This window comes from Streptomyces viridiviolaceus, assembly GCF_014650995.1.
Taxonomy (GTDB): Bacteria; Actinomycetota; Actinomycetes; order Streptomycetales; family Streptomycetaceae; genus Streptomyces; species Streptomyces viridiviolaceus.
In genome coordinates this window covers 138,447-159,495 of record NZ_BMWA01000010.1, presented here as the reverse complement: position 1 = coordinate 159,495, position 21,049 = coordinate 138,447, and the positions used below count along the sequence as shown (strand labels likewise).

The 21,049-nt window shown below is 72.0% G+C and carries 13 protein-coding genes and 1 pseudogene; 7 read left to right on the top strand and 7 right to left on the bottom strand.

Translation table 11 applies throughout. The annotated features are described in order from the left end of the window. Nucleotides 1–18 precede the first annotated feature (18 nt). A pseudogene (locus IE260_RS16340) lies at nucleotides 19–464 on the bottom strand (SRPBCC domain-containing protein); the annotation flags it as partial. Between the two features lie 154 nt (nucleotides 465–618). Here IE260_RS16340 and IE260_RS16335 point away from each other — a divergent pair. The 3 genes from IE260_RS16335 (at nucleotide 619) to IE260_RS16325 (ending at nucleotide 5,804) form a co-directional block, all read left to right on the top strand. Continuing rightward, nucleotides 619–1,911 carry an amidohydrolase gene (locus tag IE260_RS16335; RefSeq protein WP_189872436.1) on the top strand — a complete coding sequence of 431 codons (1,293 nt, stop codon included), beginning with the start codon at nucleotides 619–621 and terminating at the stop codon, nucleotides 1,909–1,911. 80 nt (nucleotides 1,912–1,991) lie between these two features. Then, on the top strand, nucleotides 1,992–3,446 hold the full coding sequence (locus IE260_RS16330; protein WP_189872434.1) for a glyceraldehyde-3-phosphate dehydrogenase: 1,455 nt from the start codon (nucleotides 1,992–1,994) through the stop codon (nucleotides 3,444–3,446). A gap of 138 nt (nucleotides 3,447–3,584) precedes the next feature. Then, a complete protein-coding gene (locus IE260_RS16325) occupies nucleotides 3,585–5,804 on the top strand; it encodes a PI-PLC domain-containing protein (protein ID WP_189872432.1) in 2,220 nt (739 codons plus the stop codon). Between the two features lie 42 nt (nucleotides 5,805–5,846). On the opposite strand, the gene IE260_RS16320 is transcribed toward IE260_RS16325, so the two are convergent. Both IE260_RS16320 and IE260_RS16315 read right to left on the bottom strand, forming a co-directional pair. Beyond that, complete coding sequence (locus IE260_RS16320; protein ID WP_189872430.1) at nucleotides 5,847–9,275, bottom strand: CARDB domain-containing protein; 3,429 nt, start codon at nucleotides 9,273–9,275, stop codon at nucleotides 5,847–5,849. Nucleotides 9,276–9,731: 456 nt separating this feature from the next. Next, the gene (locus tag IE260_RS16315; protein WP_189872428.1) at nucleotides 9,732–10,676 is read right to left on the bottom strand and encodes a LysR family transcriptional regulator; all 945 of its coding nucleotides are present in this window, start codon (nucleotides 10,674–10,676) and stop codon (nucleotides 9,732–9,734) included. A gap of 131 nt (nucleotides 10,677–10,807) precedes the next feature. Here IE260_RS16315 and IE260_RS16310 point away from each other — a divergent pair, with 131 nt between their 5' ends. Beyond that, a complete protein-coding gene (locus IE260_RS16310; protein WP_189872426.1) occupies nucleotides 10,808–12,259 on the top strand; it encodes an MFS transporter in 1,452 nt (483 codons plus the stop codon). A 195-nt stretch (nucleotides 12,260–12,454) separates the two neighbouring features. Here the strand turns inward: IE260_RS16310 and IE260_RS16305 are convergent, their stop codons facing one another. Beyond that, nucleotides 12,455–12,934: a carboxymuconolactone decarboxylase family protein gene (locus IE260_RS16305; RefSeq protein WP_189872424.1), complete on the bottom strand. Its 480-nt coding sequence runs from the start codon at nucleotides 12,932–12,934 to the stop codon at nucleotides 12,455–12,457. A gap of 191 nt (nucleotides 12,935–13,125) precedes the next feature. Here IE260_RS16305 and IE260_RS16300 point away from each other — a divergent pair, with 191 nt between their 5' ends. The 3 genes from IE260_RS16300 to IE260_RS16290 all read left to right on the top strand — a co-directional run bounded on the left by IE260_RS16300 (nucleotide 13,126) and on the right by IE260_RS16290 (nucleotide 18,342). After that, nucleotides 13,126–14,052, top strand: coding sequence for an RNA polymerase sigma-70 factor (locus IE260_RS16300; protein ID WP_373303352.1), 927 nt, complete (start codon nucleotides 13,126–13,128; stop codon nucleotides 14,050–14,052). A gap of 565 nt (nucleotides 14,053–14,617) precedes the next feature. Further along, a complete protein-coding gene (locus IE260_RS16295) occupies nucleotides 14,618–16,546 on the top strand; it encodes a maleylacetate reductase and hydroxyquinol 1,2-dioxygenase domain-containing protein (protein WP_189872422.1) in 1,929 nt (642 codons plus the stop codon). Between the two features lie 17 nt (nucleotides 16,547–16,563). Then, nucleotides 16,564–18,342, top strand: a complete 1,779-nt coding sequence (locus IE260_RS16290; RefSeq protein ID WP_189872420.1) for an FAD-dependent oxidoreductase — start codon at nucleotides 16,564–16,566, stop codon at nucleotides 18,340–18,342. Nucleotides 18,343–18,366: 24 nt separating this feature from the next. Here the strand turns inward: IE260_RS16290 and IE260_RS16285 are convergent, their stop codons facing one another. The 3 genes from IE260_RS16285 to IE260_RS16275 all read right to left on the bottom strand — a co-directional run bounded on the left by IE260_RS16285 (nucleotide 18,367) and on the right by IE260_RS16275 (nucleotide 21,049). After that, nucleotides 18,367–19,242, bottom strand: a complete 876-nt coding sequence (locus tag IE260_RS16285) for a helix-turn-helix domain-containing protein (protein ID WP_189872418.1) — start codon at nucleotides 19,240–19,242, stop codon at nucleotides 18,367–18,369. Between the two features lie 348 nt (nucleotides 19,243–19,590). Beyond that, nucleotides 19,591–20,295 (bottom strand): GNAT family N-acetyltransferase, encoded by a 705-nt coding sequence (locus tag IE260_RS16280; protein ID WP_189872416.1) that lies wholly within the window; start codon nucleotides 20,293–20,295, stop codon nucleotides 19,591–19,593. A gap of 229 nt (nucleotides 20,296–20,524) precedes the next feature. Continuing rightward, the gene (locus IE260_RS16275) at nucleotides 20,525–21,049 is read right to left on the bottom strand and encodes a gluconokinase (RefSeq protein WP_189872414.1); all 525 of its coding nucleotides are present in this window, start codon (nucleotides 21,047–21,049) and stop codon (nucleotides 20,525–20,527) included.

The following is a 21,049-nucleotide window of genomic DNA, read 5'->3' as shown; positions in this document are numbered from 1 at the left end:
GGGGCGCCCGTCGGCCCCCACCAGCGCGGCCGGTTCCGCCAGGGACATGCGCGTGCCCGTCTCGTCGTCCGCGGCGGGCACCGCGTCGGGGATCCCGTCATGCTCCACGACGACGTCCGTCCCGCCGTCCGCGTCGGTCAGCGTGGTCGTCGACGTCATCGTGCCGCGCAGCGCCGGGTCCGCGTCCCGAACTCGAGCACCTCCACCACTCGCTCGCCTGGCACGAGCCGCGCGAAGTGCCCGTGGTAGGTGTCGGTGTGCGGAGCCGACTTGCCGGGCCCGGTCGGCAGGTCGTAGGTGAGCGAGACGCGGAACGATCCGCCCTCACCGGCGTCGAAGGCGTGCACCTGGGCGGTCACGCCCTCCGGCGCACGCCGTGCCGCGACGGCGTCCGCGTCGACCAGGGCGCGGTGCACGGCCGCGCGCGGAGCGTTCACGTGCCAGGACACCCGGGTCGAGTGCATGGCACCGGCTTTGGCCGACCGGCTCCTTCGATCAAGCCCCCGCTGCCCGCGCCGAGGGGCGGTTGCAGCGCGTCGGGGGAGGTGTTTCGCTGACGCGGGGCCCGATCGTCGAGCGAGGGACCGCCGCGCAGCACTACGGAGAGAAGGCATCGCCATGACCGCTGGGGCCGCTGTGGACGCCGTGCTGGCCGGGCTGGACGGCATCCGGTCCGACGTGGAGGACCTGTACCGGGACCTGCACGCCCACCCGGAGCTCGGCCTCCGGGAGCACCGTACGGCCGGGAAGGCGGCCGAGGCCCTGCGGGGCTTCGGGTACGAGGTGACGACGGGCATCGGGGGCACGGGCGTGACCGGCGTGCTCAGGCGCGGGACCGGGCCCACGGTGATGCTGCGCGCGGACATGGACGCCCTGCCGGTGCGGGAGGCGACCGGCCTGCCGTACGCGTCCGCGGTGACGGCGACCGACGGCGAGGGCGCGGAGCGGCCGGTCATGCACGCCTGCGGGCACGATGTGCACGTGGCCTGCATGGTCGGCTTCGCCCGGCTCATGGCGGCGGCCACCGAAGCCTGGCGCGGCACGCTGGTGGTCCTCTTCCAGCCGTCCGAGGAGAACGGCGACGGCGCCCGGGCGATGGTCGACGACGGTCTGGCCCGGAAGGTGCCCCGGCCGGACGTGGTCCTCGCCCAGCACGTGCTGCCGTATCCGGCCGGCTACGTCGGCACCCGGCCCGGCGCCTTCCTGTCCGCCGCGGACAACCTGCGCGTCACCCTCTACGGCCGCGGCGGCCACGGCTCGGCGCCGCAGGCCGCCGTCGACCCGGTGGTCATGGCGGCGATGTGCGTGGTACGGCTCCAGACGGTCGTCTCGCGGGAGACCGCCGCCACCACGCCCGTGGTGGTGACCGTCGGCAGCATCCAGGCGGGCACCGGCCCGAACATCATCCCCGACCACGCGGTCCTGCAGCTGAACGTCCGTACGTACGATCCCGCCGTGCGCGAGCGGGTGCTCGCCGCGGTCGAACGGATCGTCCGTGCCGAGGCCCAGGCGTCCGGAGCCCCGGCAGAGCCGAAGATCGAGCACCTGATGTCGTTCCCGCCCACGGTCAACGACGCGGACGTCACCGCGACCGTGGCCGACACCTTCGCCGGTCACTTCGGCGCGGACGCGCACACGGCCGACCTCCAGACGGCCAGCGAGGACATGAGCGAGATCCCGGCGGCGTTCGGCGTGCCGTACACCTACTGGGGCATCGGCGGCACCGATCCGCAGCTGTACGCCGCCGCGGAGCGGGAAGGGACGGTCCAGGAGGAGGTGCCGCACAACCACAGCCCGGCCTTCGCCCCCGTCCTGCAGCCCACGCTGGACACCGGTGTGCGGGCACTGACGGTGGCCGCGCTCGCCTGGCTCGCCGCACCGGCCCGCGGGACCGGCCGGCTGCGCAATTGATCACAGTCCCGCCCACTTGATCGATCACCGCGGTCGGTCGGGTTAGCATATGAGCGCCGCCTAGCTCGAAAGATAGAGACGTGACTGTCAACGACGACTCGTTCACCAACTGGAAGAACCGCGAGGAGATCGCGGAGTCGATGATCCCGATGATCGGGAAGCTGCACCGGGAGCGGGACGTCACCGTCCTGCTGCACAGCCGCTCCCTGGTGAACAAGTCGGTGGTCAGCATCCTGAAGACCCACCGGTTCGCCCGGCAGATCGCCGGCGCGGAGCTGTCGGTCACCGAGACGCTGCCCTTCCTGCAGGCCCTGACCACGCTCGACCTCGGCCCGTCGCAGATCGACATCGGCATGCTCGCCGCGACCTACAAGGACGACGACCGCGGGCTGACGGTGGCGGAGTTCACCGCCGAGGCCGTCGCCGGGGCCACGGGTGCGAACAAGATCGACCGCCGTGAGCCGCGCGACGTCGTGCTGTACGGCTTCGGCCGCATCGGCCGGCTCGTCGCCCGCCTGCTCATCGAGAAGTCCGGGTCGGGCAACGGCCTGCGGCTGCGCGCCATCGTCGTTCGCGGCGGGGGCGAGCGGGCCGCCGAAGACATCGTCAAGCGGGCCTCGCTGCTGCGCCGTGACTCGGTGCACGGCCAGTTCCAGGGCACCATCACGGTCGACGAGGACAACAGCACGATCCTCGCCAACGGCAACGCGATCCGGGTGATCTACGCCGACGACCCGACGCAGGTCGACTACACGGCGTACGGCATCAAGAACGCGATCCTCATCGACAACACCGGCAAGTGGCGCGACCGCGAGGGCCTGTCCAAGCACCTGCGCCCGGGCATCGACAAGGTCGTCCTGACCGCGCCGGGCAAGGGCGACGTCCCCAACATCGTCCACGGCGTCAACCACGACACCATCAAGCCGGACGAGCAGATCCTGTCCTGCGCGTCCTGCACCACCAACGCGATCGTCCCGCCGCTGAAGGCCATGGCGGACGAGTACGGGGTGCTGCGCGGTCACGTGGAGACCGTCCACTCGTTCACCAACGACCAGAACCTGCTGGACAATTACCACAAGTCCGACCGCCGCGGCCGTTCCGCGCCGCTGAACATGGTCATCACCGAGACCGGTGCCGCCTCCGCCGTCGCCAAGGCCCTGCCCGACCTCAAGGCGAAGATCACCGGAAGCTCGATCCGCGTGCCGGTGCCGGACGTCTCCATCGCCATCCTCAACCTGCAGCTCGCCCGCGAGACCACCCGCGAGGAGGTCCTCGACCACCTCCGCGAGGTGTCGCTGACCTCGCCGCTCAAGCGCCAGATCGACTTCATCAGCGCCCCCGACGCGGTCTCCAGCGACTTCATCGGCTCGCGCCACGCCTCGATCGTCGACGCCGGCGCCCTCAAGGTGGAGGGCGACAACGCGATCCTCTACCTGTGGTACGACAACGAGTTCGGCTACTCCTGCCAGGTCGTCCGTGTCGTCCAGCACGTCTCCGGGGTGGAGTACCCGACGTACCCGGCCCCGGCCGTCTGACCCGGAGTACGTCCACCGCACGCGCCAGGGCCCGGGGGCGGTGGGGGCGACGGACGCCGGCCGGCGTTCGGTTGCTTCCCCACCGCCCCTCGCGCGTGCCGCTCGGCGGGCGACCGGCGGCACAGGACAATGGGGGCCATGCACGGACCGGTTCCTCGCTCGGCGTGGGTCCAGGTGGTGGCCTGGAGCGTCGCCGTGCTCAGCCTGACCGTCCTGGCCACGGCCGCCGTCGTGCGCAGCACCGTGCTCGATCCGGAGTTCTACGGACGGGTGCTGGAGGACGAACGGGCCTATCAGCGGTTCTACGACGAGGTGCTGGTCGACCCGCGCAGTACGCCGCCGGCCCGGGAGCTGCTGGACCGGCTGCCCGTTCCGCAGTCCACCATCACGTCGAACCTCAAGGTCGTGGTCCCGCCGGAGACGTTGCGGGCACTGGGCGACCGGCAGATCGCCGAGGTGATCCACTACCTGGAGGGCGATCGCGACGTCCTGCGTGTCACGGTCGACCTCGAACCCGTCGTCGCGAACGTCGAACGGCTCAGCCGAGCCTACTTCGGCGATGCCGTGGCCGCCCTGCAGCAGCGCTCCGAGCCCGACTTCCAGGCCTTCGTGCAGCGCCTGTCCGACATCGCCGCCCGATTGGTCGCGGGGGAGGCTCCGCTCGAAGGTCTGCCGTCGCTGCCGCTCTCCCACGCCCAGGCGGTCGCGGCCACGGACGCGCTGCTGCGGCTGGTGCCCCGCGCCGCGCGCTCCGGCCTCGGACCCACGGTGGAAGCCGCGCTCGAACGGGGCGACGTGGGCTCGGCGCTGGCCGCGGTCGCGCCGGTCGCCCTGTCGGAGCGGGTCCGGGCGGCCGCCGCGGAGCTGATGCGGGAGGCGGAGCGGGGCACATGGGTCATCACCGTCGACCTCGACACCTCGCGCGACGTGTGGGCGCCCGTGCATCGCGCGCGCTCCGTCACCCGGCTCTTCCAGGAGGTGGTGGAGCCCCTGGCCGCCGTCCTGTGCGCCGCCGCGCTCTCCTTGCTGTGGTTGTCCACCCCGTCACCCACCATGCGCCGGCTGATGCCGCTGGGCTGGGTCCTGGCCGCCGCCGCGTCGCTGACGGCACTTGCGGTGTTCGTCCTCCGCCTCACGCCGGGTACCTCGCTCTTCGTGCCGCCCCCGTCGTGGCCTCCGTCGGCCGCGCGGCTCCTCGACGACATCCAGGCCACCGCCGTGGACCGGCTGCTGAGCACCGCCACCGTCGTCGCCGTGATCCTCCTCGCGGCCGGCGCCCTGCTGATCACCGTCGCCTGGGTCCGGCAGACCGGGCCCAGGGTGCCCGACCTCACCGATCCGCGTCACGGCCCGGCCCTGACCTTCGTCGTGACGGCGTGCGCGGTCGTCGGCACGATGCTGGCCCCGGTGGCGCTGACCGGCCCGTCCCCGCGCATCTGCCAGGGCAGTCCCGAGCTGTGCGACGCCCGCTACGACGAGATCGCCCAGCTCGCGGCGCACAACGCGATGGCCACGACGGCGGACCGGTTCATCGGCCCCCTCCAGGACCCGGACATCGTCGGCCAGCTCGACGCCGGGGTGCGCGCGCTGCTCCTCGACACGCACCGCTGGGAGCGGCCCGAGCAGGTCGCGGACCGACTGGGCAGCTCGGAGTTCACCCCGGAACTGCGCCGCCGGCTCACCCGGATCCTGCAGCGGCTGAACCCGCCGCACCCGGGCCTGTGGCTGTGCCACTCCGTCTGCGGCGCAGGTGCCCTGGAACTGGCGCCCACGCTGCGGCAGATCGGCGACTGGCTGCGCGCCAACCCCACGGAGGTCGTCACCCTGATCGTGCAGGACGGCGTCGACGCCGCGGCGACCCGCAGCGCCTTCGAGCAGGCCGGGCTCGCCGACCTGCTCCACCGGCCGGACACGGATCCGGACCGCCCGTGGCCGAAGCTCAAGGACATGATCGACAGCGGCCGGCGTCTGGTGGTCTTCGCGGAGAAGGCGGACGGGCCCGTCCCGTGGTACCGGAACTTCTACCGTTACGGCATGGAGACGCCCTTCGCCGTCCGCAGCCCCGACGAGATGACCTGCCTGCCGAACCGGGGCGGCACGGACAAGCGCCTGTTCCTCCTCAACCACTTCGTCACGGCCGGCGGCGGACGACGGCTGGAGGCCGGTACGGTCAACTCCCGGCAGAGGGTGCTGGAACGGGCCCACGACTGCGAGCGGCGGCGCGGCAGCCCCGTCAACTTCGTCGCGGTGGACTACGCCACGATCGGCGACGCGCTCGGCGCGGTCGAGGAGCTCAACGCCGAGCGCCTGCGCGACGATGCGCCTGTCCCCACCGGGTTGACGGGTGCTGCCGGCTGACCGGGACCGGACCGCCGGCAGCACCGCTGACCTGATGTGCGCTCAGCCGCCCTTGCGGGTGGCGGCCGATCCGACGGGTGCGCCGCTGATGGTGAACTGGGAGCCCGGTTCGATCAGCACGTCGCCCTGGGCCGAGCCGGTGATCGTGACGTTCGTCAGGGTGGCGCTGCCGCGGGCGCCGCTCATCGCGAGGATGCCGGAGCCGTTGTTGGACTTGTCGATGCGGACGTCGCTGATCTTCACGCCCGGCATCGCGCCGCCGCCGGTCTTGAACTGGATGCCGTCGTACGTCGAGTCGTGGATCTCGGTGTCCCGGATGGTCACGCCCGGGATGTCCTGTCCCTGGGCGAACAGGGTGATGGCTCCGAACTCCTGCGCCTCGGCCCAGAACGCGCCGCCCGTCCGGTGCAGGGCGTTGCCCGCGATCAGGGTCTGGCCGGAGAAGGGCAGCGGGTCGTGGTCGGTGGCGAGCATGATGCCGGGGTAGTTCATCGTGTCGGATATGACGTTGTTCTCGATGGTGTTGCCGTAACCCCCGTACACCGCGATTCCGTTGGCGCGCCACGGCAGCTGGATCGTGTTGTTGCGGAAGTGGTTGTCGTGGCCGACGTCCACGGCGGTGTCCTTCACGTACTTGCTGGCCCACACCGCGAGGGAGTCGTCGCCGGTGTTGCGGAAGGAGGAGTTGTGGACCGTGGAGTTGCGGGTGCCATTGGCGAAGTTGATGCCGTCGGCGTAGGTGTTCCGGATCCGCACGCCGGTGAACTCCAGCCCGTCGCCGGGGCCCCACAGCTCGGGGATGTTCGCGTAGTCGCGGCCGGCCCAGACGCCGACGTTGGCGTGCTCGATCCACACGTTGGTGATCTTCGTGTTCTTGCCGAAGCGTCCGTTGAGACCGACGCCGCCCTCGTGGTTGCCGTCCCCGCCGCGGATGGTGCCCGAGCCGAAGATGGCGATGTCGGAGATCTGGGTGTTGTGGTCGATGTCGAAGCCGAAGTTGCCCTCGTGCGGATGGTTGATGCCGCCGGCCTCGTGCGGCGGGGTCAGGGTGTAGAGCTGGGAGTGCCACATGCCGGCCCCGCGGACGGTGACGTCCCGGATGCCGACCTGGTTGAACTGCCCGCGGTTCTGGGGGTCGTCGGTGAGGATCTTCTGCTCCTGGCGCCACTGCCCGGCCGGGATCCACACGCAGGAGATCTGGCCGTTCTGGTCGGCGGTGACGGCGCGCTGGATGGCGTCGGTGTCGTCGAGTCCGTCGCCCGGTACGGCCCCGTACTCGGTGATCGAGGTGCAGTTCGCCGGTTTGGCGGCCGGTGGCGCGACCTGCTCCAGGTCGACCAGATCGATGACGTAGAAGGCGGCCGAGTCGCCGGCGTCGCGCTGCAGGCGGAACTTGGTGCCCTGGGGGAAGGTCTGGGACAGCAGCGCGTGGGACTCGTCGAAGAGCCGCCGGGCGTCGCCGCCGGGCCGGTTGGTGAGTCCTTCGGGGTCGTCGGTGTTCCCGTACAGCCAGCTGTGCTTGGACGACAGGGTCAGCTTCCGTACGAAGGTGCCGTCGGCGTAGAGGCTGATCGTGGCCTCCGTTCCCCCGCCGCCGGGGGCGTCGGGGACGGAGTTGCGCACCACGATGGAGTTGGCGGGCGTCGTGGAGGTGAATTCGACGTACTGGCCGGTGGAGTCGAGTCGGACCGACTTTCGGCCGGAGGACTCGGTGCCGAAGTTGGTGTGCCCGAAGGTCCGCTTGGTGTCGGTGGTGAGCAGGGTGCCCTGGTAACGACCGTCCTCCGCCTCGTACTCGGTGTAGGGCACGGCGGCGCCGCGTCCGACGACGATCGGCTTGGCGAGGACGTTGTTGTCCTCGTTGGTCTCGGTGACGACGCCGGTGGCGTCCGCGGTGGCGGTGAGGGTGGCGCCGCCGCCCGTCGCCGTCCAGGTGCCCTCGATCGCCACGTTGACCGTGGCATCGGGCGCGACCTGGACGGTCGTACCGTTCAGCGTGGTGGTGCCGGCCTGGATCCGGGTCACCGAGCCAGCCGGAGCGGCGGTCGTACCGCGGTTGTGCACGGCGACCGTGAAGGACACGGGCGCACCCACGGCCGGGTGGGCCGGGTTGGTGGTGATGGAGCGCACCTCCAGGTCCGGACCGGGGGCCCGGGCGACGACCAGCCGGTCGGCGGCGGTACGGCTGTTGTTGGTGTCGTCCAGCTCGGCGATCGTGTCGCGCGGGTCGGCCACCGCGGAGACCGCGTAGCTGCCGGCCGCGCGGGTGCCGGTGGAGACGGCGACCTTCGCGGAGGCCCCCGGATCGAGCGCGGGTACGGCGGCGCTGCCCGCGACCGTGCCCTCCACGCTCACGTCGGCGGTCGTCGCGGCCGATCGCGCGGTGCCGGCATTGTGGACCGTGGCGTTCACGGTGACCGGGTCCCGCTCGGAGGGGGCGGCGGGCGACCAGTCCAGGGCGGTGACCGTCAGGTCGGGCGCGGGCGCGGCGGTGCCGACGACCTGGAACTCGGCCACCTGGCCGCCGGGCGCACCGGTGTTGGAGAAGAACCTGAGCCGCACGTCGGCGGCGCGGCCGCTGACCGGGATGGTCACGGAGTTGCCGGTGGCCGGGCTGAAGGCGTAGTCGGCGCGGTCGCGCAACGTGGTGAAGCCGCTCGCGGACTGCGCCCGGCCGAGGACCTGGATGCCTTGTGTCCGGGCCGACCACACCTGGTCCGGGTTGAGCTTGACCACCACGGCGCTGACGTCCGCGTCGGCGCCGAGCTTGACGGTGAGGTCCGCGGGGTGGCCGGCTGCTTCCCAGTAGGTGGAGGTGGAGTCGTCGGTGGCGTTGGCCGCGACGTAGGTGTGCACGGACGAGGTGGCCTCGGCCGGCTTGTTGCGGGCCAGGTTGGTGCCGGTGGGCGGCGGCTCGCTGCCGCCGTCCTCGCCGTACACCTCCAGCTCGGACAGTTGCGCGGCGTTCCAGCCGGTGTTGCCGGTGGCGTGGACGCGGACGTACCGGGCTTCGGAGGGGGACGCGAGGTCGACGGCGACGGTGTTGGCCCGCGCCGGGTCGAACGCCCGTCCGGCGGAGGCGGAGAGCGTGCGGAAGGTGGAGCCGTCGGTGCTGCCCTGGAGGGAGAGCGTCTGGTTGCGGCTCTCCCAGCTCGCCGGCAGCTTGAGCACCACCCGGTCGACGGTGCGAGCCGCGCCGAGGTCGACCTGCACCCACTGCGGGAACGAGCCGGCGGGGCCCTCCCAGTAGGACGCCTGGGCTCCGTCGGTGGTGTTCCCGGCCGGATGGGCGCCGTGCGAGCCGCCTGCCGTGGCAGGGCGGCCGAGCGCGAGGTTGACGTCGGCGGCCGCCGTTCGCGCGGGCGCGGCCTGGACGGTGGGGGCGAGGGACAGCTGTGCCGGCCCGAACGTCATGAGCCCGGCTATGACGGCGCCGGTCAGCCGCCGTCTGCCGAGGGGTCTCCATCTCATGGGGTCCTCTGTTCCATTGGGGGAAGGGGGTGCGAGCACCATCCATGCACGCCAATTGAGCAGGACAGTCGATTTTTTGCGGAAACTGCGTCAACAGATTTCTAGCGGTTCTCCTGTTTGTCAACGGGCCTCGAAGCAACGAGATTTCGACGCAAGTGGTTTGCGCGGCTTGCGCCGCTTCCACGCTGCACGCAGACCGAAGCGAGACACACAGGAACGCAATTGATGGATGATTTTGCGCAAGATCGAGGCGTCGAGCCCGGACGGGCCACGAACGAAGAAGAGCCCCGACCGGACGGGGGAATCACGGTCGGGGCGGTCGGTGGTGGGCGCGGATGGCGGTCGCCTCTCGGCGAAAGGCTCCACAGGGCTTCAGCCGAACGATCGTCCCTGTGGGCGGATGGTGAGGCCCGGGGACACTGTCCCATCCGCACCCACGGATGGTTCAACGGCGAACTACCGCTGGGTGTTCCCTGAACCGACCCGGTCCGAGGTGAGCCGCGTCACTCCGCCCATGTCCCTCGCCACCTCGCGGGCGATTCCGGCGAAGGTCGCCACCGCGCCGGTGGCGTCTCCCGCCCGCCACACCAGACCGTAGCCGGTCGGCTCCGCGTCCGCGAAGGGGACGTAGGCGACACCGGGGCGGGCGTAGTACGTCGCCGCGTGCGCGGGTGCGAGCAGCGCGCCCCTGCCGCCGGCGACCAGCATCAACGCCTCCTGCATGTTGGTCACACCGGGGCCGCGGGCGATCGGCCGGCCACTCGGTGTGTGTGCGGGCACGTGATGCTCCAGCCAGTAGTCGGGTACCTTGCCGTCGATCGTGAGCAGCGGTACGCCGGCCAGGTCCTCCAGGGACACCGACTCCCGGTCGGCGAGCGGATGAGCCGAGCCGATCGCGAGCATGCGCTCCTCCGCGAGCAGCGTCGGTCCCCCGCCCAGGTCTTCCTCGCGTACGGGGAGTTCCGTGATCTGGACGTCGAACTCGCCCTTGCGCAGCTGCCCGTACGGATCGGCGAGCGGCACCTCGCAGATCTCGACGGCGAGTCCGGGGTGGCTGACGCGCAGGGCCTCCGTCGCCCGCATGACGATCTCGCCGGTCAGCGGGTTCGAGAAGCCGACGTGCAGCACGGTGTCGATGCCGCGCGCGGTGGCGGCAGCCCGCTCCAGGGCGGCTTCGATCGCCCGGTGGTGCGGTTCCAGATCGGCGCGCAACTGCCGGCCGAGCGAGGTCAGGGCGACACGGCGGCTGGTACGCGTGAACAGCGGTGCGCCGACGCGGCGTTCGAGTCGCTGTACGAGCTGGCTCACCCGGGCCCGGGACAGCCGCATCCGATCGGCCGTGCGACCGAAGTGCAGTTCCTCGGCGAGGAGCAGGAAGCACTCCAGTTCATCGCGTTCCATCGACTTCCCCAGGTCAATCGGATCGGTAAGCCCGGTTGAACGAACGTTGCGATCTTTGCCGTTGTTCCCCCTCCGCGCCCTGACCGATGGTGATCGCACCGACAGCATCCCTACACCATCGAGGAACTGAGATGACTCCACAGAAATCGGCGGCCGCCCTGAGCCCACGCGACTGGGGCGTCCTGCTCGTCCTGTGCGGCGCGATCTTCCTGGAGGGCATCGATGTGGCCATGCTCAACGTGGCCCTGCCGTCCATCCGTGCCGACCTCGGCCTGTCCACCGGCTCCCTGCAGTGGGTCATGAGCGCCTACGTACTCGGTTACGGCGGCTTCATGCTGGTCGGCGGACGCGCCGCCGACCTGTTCGGGCGCCGCCGGATGTTCGTCCTCTGGCTCTCCGTCTTCCTGGTCTTCTCCGGTCTGGGCGGGTTCGCCACCGAGGAGTGGATGCTGATCGTCGCCCGGTTCGTCACCGGCATCGCCGCCGCCTTCATGACACCGGCCGGTCTGTCCGTCATCACCACGAACTTCGAGGAAGGCCCGCAGCGCAACAAGGCCCTCCTCTTCTACTCCGGCACGGCGGCCGGCGGCTTCTCGATCGGCCTGGTCGTCGGCGGGCTGCTCACCTCGGTCGGCTGGCGCTGGGTGTTCTTCGCCCCGGTCGTGCTCTCCGCGCTGATCCTGGTCGCGGCACTCGTCTTCGTGCCCCGGCAGTCGCGTCCCGACCGCTCCGGCCAGAGCGTCGACCTGGCCGGCGGCCTCACCATCACCGCCGCCGTCGTCCTGCTCGTCCTCGGCGTGGAACGCGCCACCCACACGAGCCCCGCCTGGACCGTGGGCACGCTCGGGGCGGGTCTCGCCTTCCTCGCCGCGTTCGTCGTCACGGAACGCCGCGTGGCATCCCCGCTGGTCCGCCTCGGCATCCTCCGCAGCGGCGCCCTGGTCCGCGCCAACCTCGTGGGGCTGCTCTTCGCGGCGGGCTTCTTCGGCTTCCAGTTCCTGGTGGTCCTCTACCTCCAGGAGCTGCGCGACTGGTCGACCCTGCAGACCAGCTTCGCGATGATCGTGATCGGCGTCGACGCGATCCTCTCCCCGGTCCTCACTCCCCGGCTGGTGAACCGCTTCGGCAACGCCCGGGTGATCTTCGGCGGGCTGCTTCTGGCCTCACTGTCGTACGCCCTGTTCCTGCCGGTCGGCGCCGACTGGACGTACCTGGCGATGTTCCCCAGCCTGATCGTCCTCGGTATCGCCTTCTCCCTCGCCTACGGTCCGCTCACCATCGTCGCCACCGAGGGCGTGCGGGAGGAGGAGCAGGGCCTGGCCGGCGGACTGCTGTACACCTCCTTCCAGTTCGGCGCCGCGATCGGCCTGTCCACCGCCACCGCCGTCAATGTCGCGGCCACCGCGTCGACGTCACCGGCCGCGCTGCTCGACGGCTACCGGGCGGCCCTGTGGGTCCCGCTCGGCGCAGCCCTGCTCGCCACGCTGATCAGCGCCTTCGCACTGCGCACCAGGCCGGCCGCCACCGTGGCCGCATCGGGCGGGCCTGCCGACCGTCCCGCCGAGATCCCTGCCTCCCACTGATCCCCCGCCGGGAAGGAGCGCCCCGACCGGCGGGGCGGCCCGGAGGGCCCCTCGTACCACGTGATCCGCATCGAACCCTGGAGGATCCAGCTGGTCCGCGGCTCGGATCTGGCGAGCACCATCTGGCAGTCGGGCACTGCCTGACGAGGGGCCCGGCCGCCCCGGGCGTCCCCTGCCGCCCGGGGCGGCCGCCGGTCAGTCCGTCATGCCGTCGAACATGCCGGGCTCGTACGAACCCCCCGGGTTGTGCACGATCACGTTCATCCGGGTGGCCGCGTTGATCAGGGCGACCAGGCAGACCAGCGCCCCGACCTGATCGTCGTCGTAGTGCTTGCGCACCGCCGTCCAGGTCTCGTCGGACACGCCGTGGTCGCCGAGCCGGGTGCCCTCTTCGGCGAGGGCCAGCGCGGCCCGCTCGGCCTCGGTGAACACGGTGGAGTGACGCCAGGCGGCGACCAGGTGGAGCCGGACCGCGGTCTCGCCGGCGGCCGCGGCCTCCTTGGTGTGGATGTCGACGCAGAGACCGCAGCCGTTGATCTGGCCGACCCGCAGCTGCACCAGTTCCCTCAGGGTCTTCGGCAGCGTCGACTGTTCCAGGGGCAACGAGGCGTTGTAGAACCGCTTGGCGATCTTGGCGGCGGTGGGGCTGTCGAACAGGTTGAAACGGGGCTCCATGACTTCGTCCTCACTCGTGGGCTCGCGCCGCGCGGATCGTCCGCGGCGGCCTGACGAACACGAGATGCCGGCCGCCCGGTCCCTGTGACAGCGCGGTGATGTGACGTGACCCACCGATCGTGGGTGTCACAAAGCGGCCGGGACCGGCGTCTTGTGCGTGACACCACGAGAGCGGACAGCGGGAGCCGGCGATGGGCGAGCACGGTGAGCAGACAGGCGACACGGACGAGCCGACCGTACGGGAGGCCCGCATGGACTCCGCCACGGACGCGTTCGTGACCCACCGCAACCTGCTGTTCACCGTCGCCTACGAGATGCTCGGCTCCGCCGCCGACGCCGAGGACGTCCTGCAGGAGACGTGGCTGCGGTGGGCGGGCGTCGACCTCGGCACGGTGCGGGACCGGCGGTCCTACCTGGTCCGGATGACCACCCGCCAGGCGCTGAGCCGACTGCGGGCGCTCCGTCGGCGCAAGGAGTCCTATGTCGGCCCCTGGTTGCCCGAACCGCTGCTGACCGCCCCCGACGTGGCCGAGGACGTCGAGCTGGCCGACAGCGTCTCGATGGCGATGATGCTGGTGCTGGAGACGCTCGCCCCGGTCGAGCGGGCGGTGTTCGTACTGCGCGAGGTGTTCGATCTCGGGTACGACGAGATCGCGGAAGCCGTCGACAAGAGCCCGGCCGCGGTGCGCCAGATCGCGCACCGGGCACGGACGCACGTCGCGGCGCGCCGACCGCGCGGGGTCGTGTCCCAGGCCGAGACCCGCGACGTGCTCGCGGCGTTCCGACGTGCCGTCGAGACGGGCGATCTGCAGCGCCTGCTCGACATGATCGCGCCGGACGTCGTCCTGCTCAGTGACGGTGGCGGAGTCGTGCAGGCGGCGCTCGCGCCCGTCGTGGGCGCCGGCAGGGTGGCCCACGTGCTGCGCAGGATCAACGCCACGGCGTCGCTGCGGCCGGCGCAGGTCAACGGCCACCCGGCGCTGGTCCTCCGGGTGGACGGCGGGATCGACACCGTCATCGCGGTGCGCATCGACGACGGCCTCATCACCGGGCTCTACGCGGTGCGCAATCCCGAGAAACTGTCACGCATCGACCGCGAGACCACTGTGAGCCGCTGAGTCCGACGGACCGCGCCGGCCGTTCTGCGTGCCGGGTCTCCGGCCCGCCACGCGGAACGGCCGGGTTCGGGCACATGACCGTCCACCCGGAACGGCAGCGGGGCGATCCGGAGACGGACCCTGCCGGCCGGCCCTCCAGGAACGCGGACGCATGCCGTCCGACCGGCTCACCCCGTCCGGGGCGGCGCTCGAGCCCGCGCTCGGGCAGCTCGGCGAGCGGGCGTCGCGGTCCGGGAGCCCTCCGTGCGGCTCCCACCGCGTCGGCGGTGGCCCAGCGCCGGGGATTCGTCAGCCCCGCTCGTTTCAGCCGGCCTTCCGCGCCGCCTACGGCCCGTCCCTTCGGGAATGGCGCCACATGCGTGCGGCCCGAGGCGAAGCCGGGCAGGCGGCGTGACGTCCGGCCTCGTCGGCGAGGCGTCGGCGAGTGGGTCCCCCGCACGGCTGCGGACACAGGCGTTTCTTGCAGCGGGACGCGCCGATCGTGCAGGAGTTCACCTGGTCGTCATCTCCATACTCGGTGCCCAAGTACCCGACGTATTCGGACGATCAGCGGAGGCAGAGCTCGATGGAATCGTTTGTCCATACGTCCCACCCGTCACGGGTGGTCTTCGGTACCGGCACGGTGACCAGGCTTCGCAAGGAGGTCGAGCGGCTCGGCTGCTCGCGGGTGCTCCTGCTGTCCAGCCCGCCCCTGGCGCAGGCCGCCGCGCGGGTCCGCGAGGCACTGGGCGACCTGCTGGTGTCGGAGTTCGACGGCGCGGCCATGCACACGCCGGTCGAGGTCACGGAGCAGGCGCTCGGGCTGCTCCGGGACACCGACGCCGACTGCGTGGTGGCCGTCGGGGGAGGTTCGACGACGGGCCTGTCGAAGGCCCTGGCCCTGCGCACGGGTCTGCCACAGGTCGTCCTGCCGACCACCTACGCCGGATCCGAGGTGACACCGGTGCTCGGCGAGACCCGCGACGGGCGCAAGGTGACGCGGTCCTCCCCGGAGATCCTGCCGGAGACCGTCGTCTACGACGTCGACTTCACGCTCACCCTGCCGCTGTCCATGACGGTCACGAGCGGCGTCAACGCTCTCGCGCACGCCGTCGAGGCCCTGTACTCCCCCGACGCCGACCCGGTCACCGATCAGCACGCGCTCGACGCGATCTCCCGGATCGGCCGGGCGCTGCCCCGCCTGGCCTCCGATCCGGCGGACGCGGCGGCTCGCGCCGACCTGCTGCAGGCCGCCTGGCTCGCCGGGACCTGCCTCGCCACGGTCGGCATGGGCCTGCACCACAAGCTGTGTCACACCCTCGGCGGCACCTTCGGCCTGCCGCACGCCGAGACGCACACCGTCGTCCTGCCCCATGCCATGGCCCACAACGCGCCGGCGGTACCCGACGTGATGCGCCGCATCGCCGACGCCCTGGGGGTGCCCGACGCCCCCGGCGGCGTGCACGACCTGGTCGTCTCCCTCGGCGGCCCCACCTCGCTGCGCGACCTGGGAATGCCGGAGTCCGGCCTCGCCCGCGCGGCCGAACTGGCCACCTCGGCGCCGTATCCCAACCCGCGCGACCTGACCACCGAGGGCATCGCCGAACTGCTGGCCGGAGCCTGGCACGGGCGTCGCCCCGAGGGTCCGCCCTCGACGGGAACCCGGCTGGCCCGTCTCACCGACCAGGTGGTCGCCAGCTTCGCCCAGGCACCCGATCCGCGCGTCCGCGCCCTGCTCGGCGACCTCGTCCGGCACCTGCACACCTTCGTCGCCGCCAACGACGTCACCGACGCGGAATGGCAGTACGCCATCGACTTCCTCACCCGCACCGGGCAGATGTGCGACACCACACGCCAGGAGTTCGTGCTGCTGTCGGACACCCTCGGCGTATCCAGTGCCGTTGACCTGCTCACCAACTCCCGCACCTCCGGCACCACTCCGTCCGCGGTCCTGGGCCCGTTCTACGTGGACGGCCCGCCGGAGGCCACGCACGGCAGCGACATCTCCGGAGGGCTGCCCGGCACGCCGCTCTGGGTCGACGTACGGGTCACGGACACCGCCGGCGAGCCGATCGCGGACGCGGTCGTGGACGTCTGGCAGTCCGACGAGGACGGCTACTACGACGTCCAGCTCCCCGAACTGGACGGGCCGGTGCTGCGCGCCCGGCTGCGCAGCGACGACGCCGGGCGCATCACCTTCTGGTCCATCCTGCCCTCGGACTACCCGATCCCCGGGGACGGACCGGTGGGACAGATGCTCGCCGCGGTCGGGCGCCACCCCTACCGGGCAGCCCACCTGCACTTCCTGTGCGATGCGCCCGGCCATACCCGGCTCGTCACGCAGCTGTTCGTCTCGGGCGGCGCCCGCCTGGACAGTGACACCGTCTTCGGCGTCAAGGACGAACTCGTCGCCGACTTCACCCCGCACACGGGCCCCACTCCCGACGGCCGCCGGGTCGACGGCGAGTGGCGCCGTCTCGACTACACCTTCCGTCTCGCCCCCCTGGCCGGATGACCGAGGAGCGCCCACCCATGACCACCACCGACGCGCACGACACGTACGACACCGACGTCCTCGTCGTCGGCAGCGGCCCCGCCGGCGGCTCGGCCGCACTGCTGCTGGCCACGTACGGCATCCGCACCCTGCTGGTGACCAAGTACGGCTGGCTGGCCGACACCCCGCGGGCACACATCACCAACCAGCGCACCATGGAGGTGCTGCGCGACCTCGGTGTCGAGTCGGAGGCGCTGGCCTCCGGCAGCCCGTCCCGGCTGATGGGGGACACGGTGCTGTGCACGGCGCTCACCGGGGACGAGATCGGGCGTATCCGCAGCTGGGGCACGGGACCCGCCAGTGCCACCGAATACGGCTCGAAGAGCCCCTGCGAGATGATCGACCTGCCGCAGACCTACCTGGAGCCGATCCTGGTGAGCAACGCGGCGGCCCGCGGCGCCAAGGTCCGTTTCGACACCGAGTTCGTCCGCTTCACCCAGGACGAGGACGGCGTCACCGCCCTGCTCCGCGACCGGATCCGCGGCGACGAGTTCACCGTACGGGCCCGCTACCTGATCGGTGCGGACGGCGGGCGCAGCACGGTCGCCCAGCAGCTCGGCCTGCCCTTCGAGGGGCGGATGGCCAAGGCCGGGAGCATGAACATCGTCTTCAAGGCCGACCTCGCCCGGTACTGCGCGCACCGGCCGAGCGTCCTGTACTGGGTGCTGCGGCCGGGGGCCGCGACCGGTGGCATCGGCATGGGCCTGGTCCGCATGGTCCGCCCGTGGAACGAGTGGCTGCTGGTGTGGGGGTACGACATCGAGCAGCCGCCTCCGGACCTGGACGACGAGGCGGCGCGGCAGATCGTGCGCGACCTCATAGGCGACCCCGGCCTGCCGGTGGAGATCACGTCGACGTCGGTGTGGACCGTCAACCACGCCTACGCCACGCAGTACTCGTCCGGGCGCGTCTTCTGCGCGGGCGACGCCGTGCACCGCCACCCGCCGTCCAACGGGCTCGGCTCCAACACCTCCGTGCAGGACTCCTACAACCTCGCCTGGAAGCTCGCCATGGTGATCCGCGGGGAGGCCGGACCCGAGCTGCTGGAGACCTACGGTGCCGAACGCGCTCCCGTCGGCCGGGAGATCGTCGAACGGGCCAATCTCAGCCGTGACCAGTTCGGGCCGATCTTCGAGGTGCTCGGCGTCGGCGGTGACAGCGACGAGGCGGCCATCGCCGAGGGGCTCGCCGCGCTGCGGGCCCGATCGCCCGAGGGCGCCAAGAAGAGACGGCTGCTGGAAGAAGCGGTCCAGCTGAAGAACTACGAGTTCAACGCGCACGGCGTCGAGATGAACCAGCGCTACGTCTCCACCGCGGTGCTCCCTGACCAAGGTCCCGCCGAATCCTGGGAGCAGGACCGGGAGCTGGTCCATCGGCCGACGACCCGGCCCGGTGCCAAACTTCCGCACGCCTGGCTCGTCGACCGGCAGGGGGAACGCCTGTCCACTCTGGACGTCGTGGGCGGCGGCGTGTTCACCGTGCTGACCGGCCTGTCGGGCGGTCTCTGGGAGGGCGCCGCGAGCGCCTGCCAGGACGTCCTCGGCGTGCCGCTGCGGGTGGTCCGCCTCGGCGACGAGGGGTGCCGCGACGCGTACGGCGAATGGAGCCGCGTTTCGGAGATCGCCGAGGACGGGGTCCTGCTGGTCCGCCCGGACGGGTATGTCGCCTGGCGCAGCGCCGCCTCGCCCACGACCGCGGAGTCGGCCAGGGACGAACTCCTCGGCGCGCTGCGCCGGGTGCTCGCGCGACAGGCGTGAAGTGGAGCGGCGTCCGCCGCGCGCTCAGCCGTCCCGGCGAAGAGCGGCCGGGGTCGTGTCGAGCCGGGCGCGCATCACCCGGGTGAGATGCTCCTGGTGGGAGAAGCCGCAGCGCGTGGCCACGTCCGCGATCGGGTCGGAGGAGGTCCGCAGCAGTCGGCAGGCCCGCTCCAGACGCAGTCCGAGCAGGAACTGGTGCGGCGACCGGCCCGTGCTCGCCCGGAACTGCCGTGTGAACTGGCTGCGGCTCAGTGAGGCCGCGGCGGCGAGGTCCGCGATGGGCAAGGGGTCGGCCAGCCGGTCCTCCATGAGCCGGCGCACGGCGGCGAGCTGCCGAGGGGACAGCCCGGACGGCCCTGACTCGGTGGGGGGCGGGGCGGTGGGGGCCTGGTGCCGGCGCACGAGCTGCGCGGCGAGCATCCCTGTCAGGTGGTCGGCGTACGTACGGGCCGAGGGCTCCCAGCAGCGGACCGTGCCCGCCAGCGCGAGCAGGAGCTGCTCGGTGAGCGGGTCGGTGGCACCGAGTTCCTCGGACAGTTCCACCGGCCGTCCGCCGTTCGCGTCGCGCAGGGCGTCGTCGCTGAGATAGGCGTGAATCGTGTCCAGTCGGCCGCCGAGCTCGACGGAGAGGGTCCGGCCGGCCGGCTGCACGAACAGTCCGCCCGGCGGAATCGTCCGGGACCGGGCACCCGTGCCCCGTCCCCGGCGCACGGTCACGGGGCCGTTGAGGTGCAGGATCACCAGGTGCGTGGGGGCCGGGGCGAACGCGGCGCGGTAGGGCTGTTCCTCCTGTGCGGAGAGGTACAGCCGCTCCCACCCGAGCCCGGCGCTGCTGTGGCGCGTCCGCACACCGCTCCGGCGCAGCATGCCGACCGTGTCGGCCAGACCGAGCTCCGCCATGGTGTGACCTCCTCGCGGCACCTGATGTGATTGAAGAGTAAACTTCAGCCGGGGCGTTGGGAAGCACTGTCCCGTCCCGCGGGTCGGCGCCGGGACGCCGGCAGTGACCGCGCGCGTCGACGCCGAGCACGGCGAGTCCGCGTGAACCCACCGCCGCACGCACGACCAGCCTCGAGCACGTACGTTCCGCCCTTGCCCGGTGACATCGGCGGGCTCTTCGCGTCCCGGCGGGGACCGGTGCCCGGCCCGGACGTGAGGCGAGGTCGCCGCGGGCTGTGCGGTCGGGCGTCGGGCGGGGCTCGGCGGGCGCCGTGACGGAGCAGTGCGCCGTGTGCACGGCCGGAGCCGTCAGGGAGTGCGGAACCCCCGGAAGGTCACATGCCTGCGGGCCCTGAAACCGAGCCGCTCGTACAGTGCGATCGCGCCGGTGTTCGTCTCGGCCACGTGCAGGAAGGGACGTTCGCCGCGGGCGACGATCCGCGCGACGAGCGCACCGACCAGACGGGCTGCGTGGCCTCGCCCGCGTGCCTCGGGAGCGGTGCAGACGGCGCTGATCTCGGCCCAGCCCGGAGGGCGCAGCCGCTCACCCGCCATCGCCACCAACGTGCCGTTGTCGCGGATGCCGAGATAGGTGCCGAGCTCGTGGGTACGGGGCCGGAACGGCCCCGGCTGGGTCCGCGCGACGAGGTCGAGCATCTCGGGCACGTCGTCGGCGCCCAGCTCGATCACGCCCGTGGCCGTGTCGGCGCGCGGGTGACCGGGCCGGCCGCTGCCGGGCCAGACCATCTGGCGCCCTTCCAGGCGGAAGACCGGCTCCCAGTCCGGTGGCGGAGTGTGAGGGCAGCTGAACATGTCGGCGAGTTCGCCCGGACCGAGCAGCCCGGCGAGGTCGCCCCAGTCCGCGGCATCCGGGGCGGCGGGCACCGAGGCGAAGGTCGCGACTCCCGGCAGGTAGGCGGCGGCCCGGCCGAGCCGTCGGGCGAGACGTGTGTGGTGACCGCTGAGCGACCCACCCACCGGGTCGTCGAGTGCCAGGGCATCGCGGTCCACCATCGTGCTGCACCTCTCCCGTCGTGCGCGGACGGCGTCCCGACGACTCCGAAGCGCAGCGAGTCCACGCCGACCCGGTCCTCACCGACGGACCGGCAAGGCTTGCGATCATAGACACGTACCTCGAAGGCGTCGCGACGCGGGCCGCTCGGCGACCGGTGGCACCGCCGCTGCCGGTCCTCGTGGCCTCGGCTCGGTGGGGCGGAGGACCTGGCCGTCGCGGCCCCGGCGGTCATCGTCGGGTGAGCAGCTCCACGGCCGTCCGGACGATCTCCTCGGGATCCGGTGCGGCGTCCAGGCAGGCTCCCCGCTCGTCAGGGGCGAGGGGTTCGAGCGTCGCGAGCTGGGAGTCGAGCAGCGTCGCCGGCATGAAGTGGCCGGTACGCGCGCCGAGCCGGTCCGCGAGCACCTCGCGATCGGCGGTGAGCTGGAGGAACAGGACGGCCGGGCAGGCCGCCCTCAGGCTGTCCCGGTAGCGTCGGCGCAGAGCGGAGCAGGCCACCACTCCCCCGCTCCCGGCCGCGTCGCGATCGCCGAGCCAGCGCCCGACGGACTCCAGCCACGGCCGGCGGTCCTGGTCGTCCAGCGCAGACCCCGACGACATCTTCCGGATGCCGGCGGGCGAGTGGAAGTCGTCGGCCTCCGCGAAGGGCACCCCCAGACGCTCGGCCAGCCGCCGGGCGATCGTGGACTTGCCCACGCCGGACACCCCGGTGACCACGACACACGGAGGACGGCTGTCAGGACTGTCGGTCAT

Coding starts and splice junctions, on each gene's coding strand:
- IE260_RS16280 (WP_189872416.1), bottom strand. CDS start 20,295: ATGGTGGACCGCGATGCCCTGGCACTCGACGACCCGGTGGGTGGGTCG.
- IE260_RS16275 (WP_189872414.1), bottom strand. CDS start 21,049: ATGACCGACAGTCCTGACAGCCGTCCTCCGTGTGTCGTGGTCACCGGG.
- IE260_RS16310 (WP_189872426.1), top strand. CDS start 10,808: ATGACTCCACAGAAATCGGCGGCCGCCCTGAGCCCACGCGACTGGGGC.
- IE260_RS16325 (WP_189872432.1), top strand. CDS start 3,585: ATGCACGGACCGGTTCCTCGCTCGGCGTGGGTCCAGGTGGTGGCCTGG.
- IE260_RS16300 (WP_373303352.1), top strand. CDS start 13,126: ATGGGCGAGCACGGTGAGCAGACAGGCGACACGGACGAGCCGACCGTA.
- IE260_RS16290 (WP_189872420.1), top strand. CDS start 16,564: ATGACCACCACCGACGCGCACGACACGTACGACACCGACGTCCTCGTC.
- IE260_RS16320 (WP_189872430.1), bottom strand. CDS start 9,275: ATGAGATGGAGACCCCTCGGCAGACGGCGGCTGACCGGCGCCGTCATA.
- IE260_RS16285 (WP_189872418.1), bottom strand. CDS start 19,242: ATGGCGGAGCTCGGTCTGGCCGACACGGTCGGCATGCTGCGCCGGAGC.
- IE260_RS16335 (WP_189872436.1), top strand. CDS start 619: ATGACCGCTGGGGCCGCTGTGGACGCCGTGCTGGCCGGGCTGGACGGC.
- IE260_RS16305 (WP_189872424.1), bottom strand. CDS start 12,934: ATGGAGCCCCGTTTCAACCTGTTCGACAGCCCCACCGCCGCCAAGATC.
- IE260_RS16315 (WP_189872428.1), bottom strand. CDS start 10,676: ATGGAACGCGATGAACTGGAGTGCTTCCTGCTCCTCGCCGAGGAACTG.
- IE260_RS16295 (WP_189872422.1), top strand. CDS start 14,618: ATGGAATCGTTTGTCCATACGTCCCACCCGTCACGGGTGGTCTTCGGT.